Below are 14,352 nucleotides of genomic sequence, written 5' to 3' on the forward strand. Positions count from 1 at the left end.
GCAGAAATCAGGTTCTTCGGAAAATCAAGGTGCCATTCGTACCGCCAAAACCAAATGAGTTCGACATTGCCACATCGATCTTCATTTCTCGCGCATGGTTGGGAACATAATCCAGATCGCACTCCGGGTCCTGATCGAAAATATTGATCGTGGGAGGTGAAACCTGGTGGTGTACGGCCAGCGCGCTGAATATTGCTTCTACCCCGCCTGCTGCGCCGAGCAGATGACCCGTCATGGATTTTGTAGAATTCACCACGAGCTGCTTTGCATGCTCTCCAAAGCATCGCTTTACTGCAACGGTTTCTGCAACATCTCCTAGCGGCGTCGATGTGCCGTGGGCATTGATGTAGTCGACGTCATCCGCGTTCAGCCTGGCATTCCGGAGCGCATTCGTCATGCAACGCGCGGCGCCCTCTCCGTCTTCAGAGGGTGCAGTCATGTGGTACGCATCGGCGCTCATGCCAAAACCGGCAAGCTCAGCATAAATCCTGGCTCCGCGACGCATGGCATGCTCCATCTCTTCCAGCACCAGAACACCCGCCCCCTCCCCCAGGACGAAACCATCGCGGCCCTTATCCCATGGGCGACTGGCAGTGGCAGGGTCGTCATTGCGGGTGGAAAGGGCTCGCGCTGCCGCAAATCCACCTATTGCAAGGGGTGTTACGCAGGATTCGGCTCCACCCGCGATCATCACATCCACATCGCCATATTCTATCAGCCGGGCTGAATCCCCCACACAGTGGGTAGCGGTGGTGCAAGCGGTAACAATGGCCAGATTCGGCCCTTGAAAACCATACATGATGGACAGATTACCTGCGATCATGTTGATGATGGTGCTGGGAATGAAAAATGGGGAAATCTTGCGCACACCACCGGCGTGATAGGCGTCGTACGTTCCCTCGATCATGGACAGCCCCCCAATACCGGAGCCGATATTGACGCCGATTCGTTCAGGATCGAGATTGCTGGCGGCTATGTCTTCAATACCCGCATCCTTTACCGCCTGAATTCCTGCAGCCATGCCGTAATGAATGAATACATCCATTCGACGCGCGTCCTTGGCGGTAAGATAATTCGTGATATCAAAACCTTTGACTTCTCCGGCTATCTGAGAAGCGAATGCGGAAGAGTCGAAACGGTTGATTCGAGTAACCCCGGATTTCCCGGCAAGAATATTGGCCCAGGCATCTGAAACCGAATTACCGACTGGCGAAATTATGCCTAGTCCGGTGATCACTACCCTACGTTTCGACAAAATGACTCCGATATGGATTTACTGGAAACAAAATCAGTTGCTGTGAGAATTGATATAGTCGATTGCCTGTTGAACAGTATTTATTTTCTCAGCCTGTTCGTCAGGAATTTCGCACTCGAACTCCTCTTCCAGCGCCATCACAAGCTCCACCGTATCAAGCGAATCGGCGCCTAGATCATCCACAAAGGAAGATTCGTTTTTGACATCAGCCTCGTTCACGCCCAACTGCTCCGCTACAATTTTTTTTATACGTTGTTCCACGTTTTCCATCTAGGTAACCTCTCTCCGTAAGAAAAAACGCCGCCATTCTAGCAAGTTTTCCATATTAGTAAAATCGACACATTCCAGACCTAATACACCGGACACCAAAACCCCATCTCCCATTCTGACAGCCATACAGTCACATGGCGCGACTGGATGAGGCGGAATCCATCCTTGGCGCGCCGTTCCCATTGCTAATCCATATACATTCCGCCGTTCACGTGAAGGGTGGCGCCCGTTATGTATGCGGCAGCGGGTGAGGCAATAAAAGCCACTGCTGTCGCCACATCCTCGGGGCATCCAAGCCTTCCGACTGGAATCTGCTGAAATAATACCTGCTGTTGTTTTTCTGTAAGGGATTGAGTCATGTCTGTTGCAATGAACCCGGGCGCGATGCAATTGACCGTGATATTGCGACTCGCCACTTCCCGGGCAAGGGACTTGCTGAAACCGAATATTCCGGCCTTTGCAGCGGCATAATTGGCCTGGCCGATATTTCCGGTAGCCCCGACTATCGAGGAAATATTGATGATGCGCCCGTAACGCACTCTCATCATTGACCTCAGCACGGCGCGGCTCAAGCGAAACACCGATTTGAGATCCGTTTCCATGATCTCATCCCATTCCTCATCCTTCATGCGGAGAAGCAGGTTGTCGCGGGTGATGCCGGCATTGTTCACCAGGATTGCGATCTCGCCGAATTCCTCTTGTACTGTCTTGATAACGCTTTCGACCTGTGCGGGGTTATTCACGTTCAATGCCATCCCCGTTCCCCTGAAGCCTGCCTCTTTCAGGAAGTGATCGATATTTCGGGCGCCATCCTCTGTTGTCGCTGTACCGATAACGGTAACCCCCTGTCTACCGAGTTCAAGGGCAATGGCTTGCCCGATTCCCCGGCTGGCGCCGGTTACAAGTGCTGTCTGATTTTGCGGCATGATCTCCAATACGTCGTTCAATGATGAGCAATGCGGCCACGCTGGATATGTCCGCTTGACCTTTATCCTGCCAAAGCCGCCGCATGGCCAAGCGCCGCATCGTCGCTCAATGCGAGGCTCTGCAAATTTGCATCTATACGTTTATTGAGTCCGGACAGAACCTTGCCCGGCCCGCATTCCACCACGTGATGGATGCCAGCGCCAGAAATAAAACGGATGATCTCCGTCCAGCGGACAGGATTGAACAACTGCCGGACCAGAATTTCCTTGATGCTCTCAGCATCCTCGTGCTGTTCTACATCCGCATTATGCAATAGTGGGATCTTGGGTGAACGAAGCGTGACTTGCGCCAGTTGCTGGCGCATTTTTTCCGCTGCGGGTTTCATCAGGGAGCAGTGCGAAGGAATGCTCATGGGCAATATGACGGTCCGCTTTGCGCCTTTAGACCTTGCCGCTTCCATACCACGAACCACCGCGTCTTTGTGACCCGCAACCACGATCTGTCCGGGTGAATTGAAATTTGCCGGTTCCAGCGATTCCCCATCCGATGCTTCTGTAACCTCCCGGCAGATCGAGCGTACAATGTCATCATCGAGTCCGAGAATTGCCGCCATCGCGCCCACTCCTTCAGGCACAGCCTGCTGCATTATCTCCGCGCGGAAGCGTACCAACGGCAAGGCGTCAGCAAAAGACAATGCCTCGGACGCTACCAGCGCTGTATATTCCCCGAGACTGTGCCCCGCCATGAAGGCCGGCCTGACTTTGCCCAGGGTCTGCCACGCCCGGTAAACCGCTACTCCGGCAGTCAGCATCAGCGGCTGGGTATTAACGGTCAGATTGAGGGTTTCGGCCGGACCGTCGCACACCATCCCCCACAAATCCTGCTTCAACACATCGGATGCTTCAGCAAAAGTCTGCCGTACCACTGGAAAACTGCCGTATCCGGCCATCATCCCTATGGACTGAGACCCCTGTCCCGGGAAAACACATGCAAATTTAACCTGTACGCTCATCAGTATCAGTACAACCCTTCGACGGTTCCATCTGCGGCAGGCAACGAAAAAACCTTCGAGCCGAGGAAAGAAAAGTTTTTAAAACCCCGCTGGAAAGGGAACTGAAACAAGAACAATTAAAATACGGGAGTCCAGCAGCAGGAACTGGCTTACCAGCGGATTAATGCCGCTCCCCAGGTAAAACCTCCCCCCACGCCTTCCAGAAGCACATGCTGGCCAGATTTGATGCGCCCGTCTCGGACAGCGATATCGATGGCCAATGGAATCGAGGCGGCGGAAGTGTTACCGTGCTTATCCACGGTGGCGACGACCTTATCCATGGAAATGCCGAGTTTTTTTGCAGTCGAAGCAATAATACGGATATTGGCCTGATGCGGAATCAGCCAATCGATATCCGATGACTCCAGGTTGTTTTCAGTCAAAGCCTCGTGTACGACTTCTTCCAGAACCTTTACCGCAAACTTGAAAACCGTATTACCCTCCATCACAACAAAGGGTTTACCTTGCACTTTGCCGCCACAGATGTTAGCCGGTGCGGAAAGAATCTTGCTCTGGCTCCCGTCCGCATGCAAATGCGTTGAAAGGATTCCGGGCTGTTCATCGCCCCTCAACAGCACAGCGCCCGCGCCGTCACCGAACAGTACGCAAGTGTTGCGGTCGCTCCAGTCCAGTATGCGTGAATAGACTTCTGCGCCGACAACCAGCGCCGTCCGGCATTTCCCAGTTCGAATGAACATATCTGCAGTGGCAAGCGCGTAGATAAAACCGCTGCATACCGCCTGTACATCAAATGCTGCGCAATCCCCGATACCGAGCTTATCCTGCAGGATGCATGCCGTGCTGGGAAATATCATGTCGGGCGTGGTGGTGGCGACAATCACCAGTTCGATCTCCCGTGGATCGATCCCACCTGCCTTTATTGCTTCACGGCTCGCATTCAAAGCGAGATCGCTTGCCATTTCCGAGTCGGCGGCGATATGCCGTTGCGCAATGCCGGTACGGGTCCGGATCCACTCGTCGCTCGTGTCGACAATGCGCTCCAGATCATGATTAGTGAGAATTTTATCGGGCAAATAACTGCCGGTTCCAATGACTCTGGCATACTTCATACCGGACTCTCTTCCGCCAACGATTGGGTGTAAGAGGAGGATGACATGGATTGATGCGGTAATTGCGCCACCCGCTCGCTTATATGGCGCAACATTCCGCCCCGTACTTCATCCACGGCGCGCGCAATCGCAAAACCGAATGCCCGCCTATCAGCCGAACCATGGCTCTTGATGACGATGCCGCGGAGTCCGAGCAGACTAGCCCCGTTGTAGCGCCGGTGATCGACACGGCGCTTGAAGGCTCTGATCACGGGCATGGCGATAAGCCCCGCAAGTTTAGTGAGAAGGTTCCGCCTGAATTCTTCGCGCAGGTAATGCGAGAGCATTTGCGCTACGCCTTCCGAGGTTTTCAGCGCAACATTACCGACGAAGCCATCGCACACAACCACATCGGTCGTTCCTTTATAGATGTCGTTTCCCTCGATATTTCCGTAGAAATTAAGCCCACTGTCACGTAGCAGTTCCGCCGCGCGCTTCACCACATCATTTCCTTTGATCTCTTCCTCGCCGATATTCAACAAACCGATGCTCGGTTTTTCCTTGTTCTCGATACTCGAGACCAAGGTGGCGCCCATCACACCGAATTGAAGCAGATGCTCCGCAGTGCAATCCACGTTTGCGCCGAGATCAAGCACATAGGTGTGCCCTTTCATGGTGGGCAATACCACCGCAAGAGCCGGCCGATCGATACCCGGGAGCGTCTTCAACACAAACCGGGAAGTCGCTAACAATGCTCCGGTGTTACCGGCGCTGATGCAGGCCTGAGCTTCACCGCTCTTGACCAAGTCGAGCGCAACGCGCATCGAAGAATTTTTTTTACCCCGCAACGCCGTCGCTGGAGATTCGTCCATGCCGACGACCTCGCTTGCAGCATGAATCCTGAGCCGAGGGTTCTGCGTACACCTTATGGCACGCAGCTCGGATTCGATAACATCGGACAACCCTACCAGAACCACGTCGATCGCAGGGTTGCTCTGGAGATAGTCGACGACTGCGGGAACCGTCACATGAGGGCCGTGATCGCCGCCCATGCAGTCTACAGCTACGGTTATAGTCAATTTCTGCCCTTGAGGCCGGAATAAACTTCGGACCGAAAAATCAACGGGCGAAATTCAATCTTCTTTTGTTTTGACAACCTTTTTGCCGCGATAATAGCCGGTGGGACTGATGTGATGACGCAAATGCACCTCACCCGTGCCGGAGTCAACCGACAGAGACGTCGTCCTCAGAAAATCATGCGACCGGTGCATGCCCCGCTTGGAGGGGGACTTCTTGTTTTGTTGCACTGCCATAAATTCAACTCCTCAATAAATTCAATGCGTTTTTTTCAGTGCCGCCAGAGCGGCAAAGGGAGATACTTCCCTTATTGCCTTCCCCTCCTCCCGTCTGCCAGACGTGCATTCGCTCTGTTCGTGGCGTGGAGATACGGGCAGACCCAGAATGATTTCATCCTCGATAAGCACCAGAACATCCATATCGGGCTGAGCCAGAATGCAGTCCACGTACTCGTCCTCATCAAAGCTCTGGAGCTCTTGCTCATTTTGCGCCAGTAGCAACTCTGTATGGATGTCGAGCACATGTTCGAGTTCCTCCAGGCAACGCTGGCATTGGAGGTTTACGACACCTTGAATGTCTACGCGTAAAACTGGCCTTCCGTTTGCATTCAGCGCTCCAATAACCCCATATCCCAACTCACCGGAGTTGTTAACCAGATAATCCTGCAGACGCTGAAATCCGGCAATCGCGATCTTACCACGGCACACTTCCGCCTTACACGCGAAATCCAGGGAATCTATGACGAGCGGGATACCCATAAACATTGCGCTCTTGTCTTCTACCGGCTTCAAAATCTCGCTGCTTTTCTGGAAATACCCCATATTGCGGTTACCTGACATAGGACATAACTTCTTATATGCTTTATATCCGCAAGCCGCGCGCCCTGATACTCAATTGATGTCGGCGCACACTTGGTATTACAATCCTGGTCAATTTGCAGCGTTACACGGCGCGCATGATATATTTTTTGCCCTTGAGTGTCAAAAAAGCTCCCTCCCCTCCAAAATAATAAACATTGAAAACAAAGCAGATTGCGCAACAGCTTATATTAGGGTCCAGTTCCATTTATCGCCGGGATCTTCTCCAGCGCCTGCAGATCCCCTTCGACGTCAGTAATCCAGATATCGATGAAACGCCTCTGCCCGGTGAAAGTCCGGACGCTACTGCCGTTCGCCTGGCTGCTGCGAAAACCCGTGCAGTTGCAGCAACTCATCCCGGCGCTTTAATTATTGGCGCCGACCAGGTGGCGGTTTTCGAAGGTATCCAACTCGGAAAACCACTGAACCATCACAATGCAACCCGGCAGTTGCAGCTTGTCCGTGGAAAAGAAGTTCTGTTTTATACTGCACTTTGCCTTTTCAACAGCGCTCAAGGCAACATGCAGGCACGCCTCGTGCCCTCTCGTATCAAATTCCGTCTCTTAAGCGATCATCAGATAGAAAATTATCTCGATAAGGAACAACCGTATCACTGTGCCGGCAGTGCGAAGCTCGAAGGACTGGGGATCGCGCTGATAGAGCATATGGAAAGCGAGGATCCCACTGCATTAATCGGTTTACCGCTCATTGCGCTTGTTGAAATGCTGACGCTTGAAGGTGTCGAGATAGTTTGAGTACAGGAACGCTCTATCTTATCCCTGCACCATTAGGCAACAGCGATATTGGCTGGATAGTGCCTCCTGCGGTTCATGAATGTATTGCCCGGCTCGATCATTATATTGTCGAGCATCCGAAAACAGCCAGGCAATTCCTGAAACAGGTGGGCTGTGCTCTCCCTTTGCAGCAGATTACCATGCAGGTGTTGGACGAACACACTCACGCCAGGGAATTTGAGAACCTGCTTGCGCCACTGCTCGCGGGAATAGATACAGGATTGTTATCGGAAGCTGGCTGCCCCGCAATAGCCGATCCGGGAACTGGATTGGTACGTTTGGCTCACCAGAAAAACATCCGGGTAGTTCCTCTCGTTGGCCCCTCCTCCATTCTTCTCGCGCTGATGTCCTCCGGATTGAATGGCCAGCGCTTTGCGTTTCATGGCTATCTGCCCATTGAAAACAGCAAGCGTATAAAAAAAATCATGGAACTGGAAAAGAACTCCATCACCAGCGATCAAACCCAGATATTCATCGAAACGCCTTATCGCAACCAGAAGCTGCTGGAGGCGATCACTGCCACCTGCCGCGAAGGAACGGTTCTCTGTATCGCATGCAATCTCACCCTTGCAGACGAATTCATCGCAACCAGGACCATCAAGGAGTGGAAGCGCGTCTCGCCCGACCTCAGTAACAAACCTGCTGTCTTTTTGTTGCATGGGTAGAGCGTCCGGAACACGACATAAGGGACCGCGAAGTGGGATCGTGCAGCGGAGGGGCGCCGCGACCGCGCCCCTATGTCAGAGTGTACGCTTAGGGAAAGCGTATCGTATACAGAGTACTTTTTCCCCGCACGGTCGCCTTGCAATTTCCCGTTTCGGAGTCGCATCTTCCTTCGGAAGACACTGCTCCACTCGCCAGGGTCGCCCCGAGAGTAATCTGGCGAAATATCCGGATTAGTGGAATCCCGCACTCATTCCCAAACCACCCAATGTTTCCGCTAGCACTCCTCCAAAGCGCTTGGCAAGGCGTTCGGCAACTCCTTCCCGAGTTGTATAGTCGACAATGCGTTCCGCCTTGATAATTTCCCGCGCCACGTACTCCGCGCTGCCCATTCCGTCAGCAAGCCCCAGTTCGACACTTTTTTGACCTGTCCACACCTTGCCGCTGAATATTTCCGGTCTTTCTTTCAGGCGTTCGCCCCGGCCTTGCTGAACTACCTGAATAAATTGCTCATGGATATCACCCAGCATTTTCTTTGCATATTCCTCCTGCTCGCGATTGTTGGGAGAAAATGGATCGAGAAAGGCCTTGCTTTCCCCTGCCGTGATCAACCGCCTTTCGATGCCAAGCTTTTCCATTGCTTTCGTGAAACCGAACCCGTTTATCAGGACGCCGATGGAACCAACGATACTTGCCTTGTCCACATATATCTTGTCGGCGGCAACTGCTACATAATAACCACCTGAAGCGCAGATATCTTCCACGACCGCGTAGAGCGGTATTTCAGGATATTCTGCACGCAGGCGGCGTATCTCATCATTGATGTATCCTGCCTGGACGGGACTTCCCCCAGGACTGTTGATGCGCAGGATCACACCCTGCGTTTTTGCGTCCTTGAATGCCTGCTGCAAACCCGCGGTAATGTTTTCCGCGCTGCTGATGCTGTCGGGAGAGATTACACCGCGCAAATCGACGAGAGCGGTATGCTTGCCGGAAATGGACATACTGCTGTCCTCAAACCACCCAAGACCGAAAAATAGCAGGATAAACAGCCAGATAAAAGTAATAGACTTGAAAAATACCCCCCACTGCCGTGTGCGACGCTGTTCCTGCAAGGTGGAGAACACCAGCTTTTCCAGCACCTGCCTGTCCCAATCTTCATTTCGATTCTGTGAATCAGACATAATTATTTCGATCCTTCAAGTCAAATAAAGCGTCCTGCCGCAGCGACAGGCCACAAACATAAAACCGCCAAAACTGCTCATTGGCTTCCGCCCCCGGCTACCATACCTGTAGCGATCTCTAGTCAGGAGAGCGTCCTTTCCGCCGGAAGCTTCGATGATTTATCGTGGTTATCCATCGCATTCAGAAATTTTTGCAGATCATCCGGCAGCGGCGCTTCGAGACGAAGTTTTTCATGCGTAACGGGATGCGTGAATTCGATCGCCCGGGCATGGAGAAACATGCGCTCCAAACCAGGAACACGCCGGGCAATATCCTTATTCAAGGCAAAATCACCATACTTGTCATCTCCCGCTATAGGAAACCCGAGATAGGCAAGGTGCACGCGAATCTGATGGGTACGCCCGGTTTTCAGTTCAGCCTCCAGCAGGCTGAAGCTCTGCCAAGATTTTCGCAGGATGAAAACAGTATGAGCGCTCATTCCACCTTTTTTTTCATCTGCATCCTTTTCCACTGCTACACGCCGCTCACCGGCAGGTGTCAGATATTTTCTGAGCGACAGCCTGACACTCTGTCGTGCATTACGCCACCGCCCCTTGACCAGGGTCAGGTAGTGCTTTTCCACCTCTCCAGCACGAAGTTGTTGATGCAACTCTACAAGTGCCGGCCGGTTCTTGGCAAGAAGCAATACGCCGGAAGTTTCCCTGTCCAGTCGATGCACGAGTTCCAGAAACCTCCAGTCAGGATGCTGGGCGCGCAATTGCTCTATCACTCCGAAACTTATGCCGCTTCCTCCATGCACGGCAACTCCGGGAGGCTTGTTGACGGCAATCAGTGCATCATCCTCGAACAAAACCTGGAATGCAATAAAACCCGGTTTGCTCAATTTCTTCGGGGGCGGCGCCGATCTTTCCACCATTCTCACCGGAGGTATGCGAACGGTATCTCCAGACTGGAGATGGTAGTCCGGAGCGGCTCGCTTGCTGTTAATCCGCACCTGCCCGCTGCGCAACAACTGGTAGATGTGACTTTTGGGCACGTTTTTCAAGCGTTTGATTAAAAAATTATCAATACGCTGCCCCTTGCTGTCCTCCCCTATGATTTCCTTCACCGCAGGACTTGGAGGAAATTCTTTGCGTAAATCTTTAACTCTACTTATACTTGTCAAGTCAGGGTTCCAGCCTATCCTTTATCCGGTGCACGAGGTGGTACTGTTGATGGGATTTTATCCGAGGGAAAAGAGCTGACCCCAAGATATGGTTAATGTCGCTCACCAATAAAGTAGCGATAGTAATGGATTTACGCGCTCAAAGCACACGTCGATTTCAGTTTTCAGTTTCGAAGCGCCTGGTTACGGGCAGCCCTAGTCGAAACCTGATTGAAACTAATTTCCTGGTTCTGCTTGCGAAATAAAGCAGGGCCACAGTGACAAGCCAGAGAATAAGCCAGAGAAGTGGCCATTTTTAACAAGCAGCTACTAATAAGCAGCTACCACGCCATGATCAAGTTGTCTGACTAAAAGCTCTCGTATACGCGCGCAGGACATGTTTTCCTGCGCGCGTAGGCTGTCTGCCCGTGACTAGAGCGCGGGAGGCATAAAAAATGAAACGCATGTTATTTAATGCGACACAGCCGGAGGAATTGCGTGTCGCTATTGTCGACGGTCAAAAACTCATCGATCTCGACATTGAATCTGCCGGCAAGGAACAACGCAAGAGCAATATCTACAAAGCTGTTATCACCCGTCTTGAACCAAGCCTCGAAGCCGCCTTCGTCGAGTACGGGGGTGAGCGGCATGGTTTTCTGCCGTTCAAGGAAATTTCCCGCTCTTATTTGAAAGAGAGCCCGGACCCGGGTCGGGTTCGAGTCCAGGACGCGCTTCATGAAGGCCAGGAGCTCATCGTCCAGGTGGACAAGGACGAACGGGGAACAAAAGGAGCCGCACTTACCACCTATATCTCACTCGCGGGCCGTTATCTGGTGCTGATGCCCAATAACCCGCGCGGGGGAGGTGTCTCGCGCCGCATAGAGGGCGAAGATCGCGCCGAACTGCGCGATGTCATGTCGCATTTGAACATTCCCCAAGGCATGAGCATCATAGCCCGGACGGCAGGGATAGGACGCAGCGAAGAAGAGTTGCAGTGGGACCTCAACTACCTGCTGCAGTTGTGGCGCGCTATTGAAGATGCTTCCAAAGGCCAGAGCGGCGCTTTCCTGATTTACCAGGAAAGCAGCCTCGTCATCAGGGCAATTCGGGATTACTTCAATCAGGAAATCGGTGAAATCCTGATTGACACGGAAAGCATCTATGAGCAGGCATGCCAGTTCATGGGGCATGTCATGCCAGGCAATGTAGCGCGGGTCAAGCTCTATCGCGACGACGTGCCCCTGTTTTCCCGCTTTCAAATCGAACACCAGATCGAAACCGCATATTCACGACAGGTTACCCTTCCTTCAGGTGGATCGATCGTGATCGATCATACGGAAGCCCTGGTATCGGTGGACGTAAATTCAGCCCGTGCCACCCGTGGTTCCGACATCGAACAGACGGCCTTGGCTACCAATTTGGAGGCGGCAGACGAAATTGCGCGGCAACTGCGGCTGCGCGACCTCGGGGGCCTTGTGGTGATCGACTTTATTGACATGGAAGTTTCGCGCAACCAGCGCGAGGTGGAAAACCGGTTGCACGACGCGTTGCGCTACGATCGGGCACGCGTGCAGATGGGCAAGATTTCCCGCTTCGGTTTGCTCGAATTATCGCGCCAGCGACTGCGGCCTTCCCTAGGTGAAAGCAGCTACATTTCCTGTCCACGCTGCCACGGCACCGGTCACATCCGGGGCACCGATTCCTCGGCGTTGCATATCCTCAGAATCATTCAGGAAGAAGCGATGAAGGAAAATACGGCGGTGCTGCATGCTCAGGTGCCGGTAGATGTAGCGACCTACCTGCTGAACGAAAAACGTGCGGAAATTCATGCAATCGAAGCACGCCTGAAAGTAAGTGTCGTTCTGATTCCCAACATCCATCTCGAAACGCCCAATTACAGCATCACGCGCCTGCGTCATGACGACGTAAAACTTGGTGAAGTTCAGACGAGTTATCAGTTGGTGGAGAAACCGCCCCAGGAGATCCCCCTCCCTTCAAGCGGACAGGAAGCCAAGCCTGTGCGGCAACAGGCAGCGGTAAGAGGCATCACGCCGTCCCAACCTGCGCCGATACGCGAGCAAAAACCGCAGCATGAACCGGAACCGCTTTCCCTGCTCGATAAAATATTCGGCTGGTTTAAACAGGTGGGGGTCGGCGAAAAGACTGTTCGGCACGAACCGGCTGCCGCTGCTGCCCATCGTGAGGAACGGGGCCAGGGACGCCGCGACCGCCGGGAAGGACGCAACGGTGAAAGTGAAAAGGCGGCACGCACCGCCCAACGTCCACGTGATGAGCGCGCAGCGCGCGGGAGCGAAGTCGGCCCAGGCGGTGCCCCAGGGTCGGTGCGCGAAGCTGTGCCCCAGCGCCAGGAACGCAGCGAGGCAAAAACTCCGGGCGAAAAAGCTGCTGCGAAAAAGCATCCCCGGCCGCAGCGTGAAGAAAAACCGCGGACGGACCTCAAGCTCTCTTCCGAGCAACCGTCCGCCACGGAAGAAGTCGTACAGTCAAGCGAGGAAGGCAGCCGCCGCAGACGGCGTGGTGGCAGGCAACGCGACCGGAGCGAGCGCCCGGATCGTGCAGCGCGTGAAGCCGGGCAGACAATTGTAAAGGATTCTCCTTTCCAGCAATCTGCCGATCAGGTCGCGCATGAGGACAATCCTGCGGCGGATATCATTTCGAGCCCGATAAATGGAACACCGTCGCTTGCCCTGGCTTCTGTCCTCCTGGACGAAAAAGAGGCATTGATGGAATCCCCTGCGGGGGCAAGGGATGACACCCATTCCGCACCTTTGCATGCGGATAGAGTTCTGCCGGTGGTTGTGCCCGAGGTGGCTGCAGTGGAATCTGCCCCTGCTCCGGCAGCTACGATAACCGAAAAAGTGGCTCCAGCGAATGAACACCAGATTGCTTATGAGCCATCCGACAAGCTGTCTGAGGACCGGAGGGAGGCAGCGACCAAAGCAGCGGTTATGGGTGCGTCGATTTTAATGGCATCAGAACCGCCGGTATCAGAGCCGCCGGTTGAAGCAGCAAGGAGCGTTCCGGAGGACGACACCTCCAGGGTTCTCGTGAGCGCCCTGGAAATGGCTATGCCCCGTGCAGAAACCGCAGAAATCGAACAGGAAGAAGTTCCTGCACAAGAGGGGCAGCAAGCTGAGCCTCCTCAGCAACCAGGGGCCACGCAATCCCTCGATTTAAGTGCAGCGGGCCTGATCATGATCGAGACCCTTCCCGAAAAGATAAGACCTGCTGAAACTGAAACTGAAGCGGAAGCAATGAAAGCGCAGCCTCGACGTAAAAGAACGCCTCCTCCACCGGTAATCGAGCAGCACGAATCGTTGGTACAGGTCGAAACCCATAAGTAAAAGCTCGGTTCAACCTGATTCACGAAAAAAGGCGGGATAGACTCTCCCGCCTTTATACACATCGATATCGCGGCATCGACACACTGCGCGCCACCTCATCCAGCAGCTTGATGAAATTTCGCTTGGGCTTGAACTGCATGCGCAACTCCGGTTATTCAGCGCAACCCATTTCCCGATTTTCCGTACGAATCCGGTTGAGCAACCCCCGCCCGGCATCCTCCACCAGGTTGAGCACATGCTCGAAGCCCTGGCTTCCCCCAAAATAAGGGTCCGGCACTTCCTGTACTCCTTCGGAGAATTTTTCACTGTACTGCATCAGTAATCCGAGTTTATGACTGTATTCTGCTGGGCATTCTCTCTGAAGGACAGCCAGGTTCGCCCTGTCCATTGCCAGAATATAGTGAAAAAACTCGAAGTCCTTTTCATCTACCATGCGAGCACGCAATGCTTTTGTGTCATATCCCCTTCTTCCCGCTGCTCTTTGCGCCCTTTCATCCGGCGGCTCGCCGATGTGATAATCATGTGTACCGGCAGAGTCGATGTGGATTTCTTCCTCCACCCCAGCCGCGATGACCTGGTGCCGAAAAACGGCCTCAGCGGTGGGCGAGCGGCAGATGTTGCCCATGCAAACGAACAAAACGTTGGTCCTGGTGCCCTCTCTCCTGTTCATCATATTCAGTTATATCTCAGTTTGACTTCCCACGCGGGGCATTTC

The 14,352-nt window shown here is 53.5% G+C and carries 14 protein-coding genes; 3 read left to right on the forward strand and 11 right to left on the reverse strand.

Translation table 11 applies throughout. The annotated features are described in order from the left end of the window. Positions 1 to 7: 7 nt before the first annotated feature. The 8 genes from fabF to AC52W5_RS10210 all read right to left on the reverse strand — a co-directional run bounded on the left by fabF (position 8) and on the right by AC52W5_RS10210 (position 6,468). Positions 8 to 1,255 (reverse strand): beta-ketoacyl-ACP synthase II, encoded by a 1,248-nt coding sequence (fabF, locus tag AC52W5_RS10175; RefSeq protein WP_495670919.1) that lies wholly within the window; start codon positions 1,253 to 1,255, stop codon positions 8 to 10. 33 nt (positions 1,256 to 1,288) lie between these two features. Further along, the gene (gene acpP / locus AC52W5_RS10180; protein WP_074973287.1) at positions 1,289 to 1,525 is read right to left on the reverse strand and encodes an acyl carrier protein; all 237 of its coding nucleotides are present in this window, start codon (positions 1,523 to 1,525) and stop codon (positions 1,289 to 1,291) included. A gap of 185 nt (positions 1,526 to 1,710) precedes the next feature. Continuing rightward, on the reverse strand, positions 1,711 to 2,451 hold the full coding sequence (gene fabG, locus AC52W5_RS10185) for a 3-oxoacyl-ACP reductase FabG (RefSeq protein WP_074973289.1): 741 nt from the start codon (positions 2,449 to 2,451) through the stop codon (positions 1,711 to 1,713). Between the two features lie 62 nt (positions 2,452 to 2,513). Next, a complete protein-coding gene (gene fabD, locus AC52W5_RS10190; protein WP_074973291.1) occupies positions 2,514 to 3,464 on the reverse strand; it encodes an ACP S-malonyltransferase in 951 nt (316 codons plus the stop codon). A 149-nt stretch (positions 3,465 to 3,613) separates the two neighbouring features. Further along, positions 3,614 to 4,573 (reverse strand): beta-ketoacyl-ACP synthase III, encoded by a 960-nt coding sequence (locus AC52W5_RS10195; protein WP_112892726.1) that lies wholly within the window; start codon positions 4,571 to 4,573, stop codon positions 3,614 to 3,616. Further along, positions 4,570 to 5,631, reverse strand: coding sequence for a phosphate acyltransferase PlsX (plsX, locus tag AC52W5_RS10200; protein WP_495670920.1), 1,062 nt, complete (start codon positions 5,629 to 5,631; stop codon positions 4,570 to 4,572). Before plsX ends, AC52W5_RS10195 begins: the two co-directional genes overlap by 4 nt. Before the next feature lie 54 nt (positions 5,632 to 5,685). Then, on the reverse strand, positions 5,686 to 5,865 hold the full coding sequence (gene rpmF, locus AC52W5_RS10205) for a 50S ribosomal protein L32 (RefSeq protein ID WP_107762114.1): 180 nt from the start codon (positions 5,863 to 5,865) through the stop codon (positions 5,686 to 5,688). 21 nt (positions 5,866 to 5,886) lie between these two features. Continuing rightward, a complete protein-coding gene (locus AC52W5_RS10210; RefSeq protein ID WP_495670921.1) occupies positions 5,887 to 6,468 on the reverse strand; it encodes a YceD family protein in 582 nt (193 codons plus the stop codon). Between the two features lie 176 nt (positions 6,469 to 6,644). Here AC52W5_RS10210 and AC52W5_RS10215 point away from each other — a divergent pair, with 176 nt between their 5' ends. After that, positions 6,645 to 7,241 carry a Maf family nucleotide pyrophosphatase gene (locus tag AC52W5_RS10215; protein WP_495670922.1) on the forward strand — a complete coding sequence of 199 codons (597 nt, stop codon included), beginning with the start codon at positions 6,645 to 6,647 and terminating at the stop codon, positions 7,239 to 7,241. Continuing rightward, positions 7,238 to 7,945, forward strand: a complete 708-nt coding sequence (locus AC52W5_RS10220) for an SAM-dependent methyltransferase (RefSeq protein ID WP_495670923.1) — start codon at positions 7,238 to 7,240, stop codon at positions 7,943 to 7,945. Before AC52W5_RS10215 ends, AC52W5_RS10220 begins: the two co-directional genes overlap by 4 nt. A 231-nt stretch (positions 7,946 to 8,176) precedes the next feature. Here AC52W5_RS10220 and AC52W5_RS10225 read toward each other — a convergent pair whose 3' ends face one another. Together AC52W5_RS10225 and AC52W5_RS10230 are read right to left on the reverse strand one after the other, a co-directional pair. Continuing rightward, positions 8,177 to 9,127, reverse strand: coding sequence for a S49 family peptidase (locus tag AC52W5_RS10225; RefSeq protein ID WP_495670924.1), 951 nt, complete (start codon positions 9,125 to 9,127; stop codon positions 8,177 to 8,179). 122 nt (positions 9,128 to 9,249) lie between these two features. Beyond that, positions 9,250 to 10,236, reverse strand: a complete 987-nt coding sequence (locus AC52W5_RS10230) for an RluA family pseudouridine synthase (protein WP_495670925.1) — start codon at positions 10,234 to 10,236, stop codon at positions 9,250 to 9,252. A 491-nt stretch (positions 10,237 to 10,727) separates the two neighbouring features. On the opposite strand from AC52W5_RS10230, the gene AC52W5_RS10235 reads away from it, so the two are divergent. After that, positions 10,728 to 13,637, forward strand: coding sequence for an Rne/Rng family ribonuclease (locus AC52W5_RS10235; protein ID WP_495670926.1), 2,910 nt, complete (start codon positions 10,728 to 10,730; stop codon positions 13,635 to 13,637). Positions 13,638 to 13,788: 151 nt separating this feature from the next. Here the strand turns inward: AC52W5_RS10235 and AC52W5_RS10240 are convergent, their stop codons facing one another. Continuing rightward, complete coding sequence (locus tag AC52W5_RS10240) at positions 13,789 to 14,310, reverse strand: low molecular weight protein-tyrosine-phosphatase (RefSeq protein WP_081363489.1); 522 nt, start codon at positions 14,308 to 14,310, stop codon at positions 13,789 to 13,791. Between the last annotated feature and the right edge of the window lie 42 nt (positions 14,311 to 14,352).

Source organism: Nitrosospira sp. CT (genome assembly GCF_059489795.1).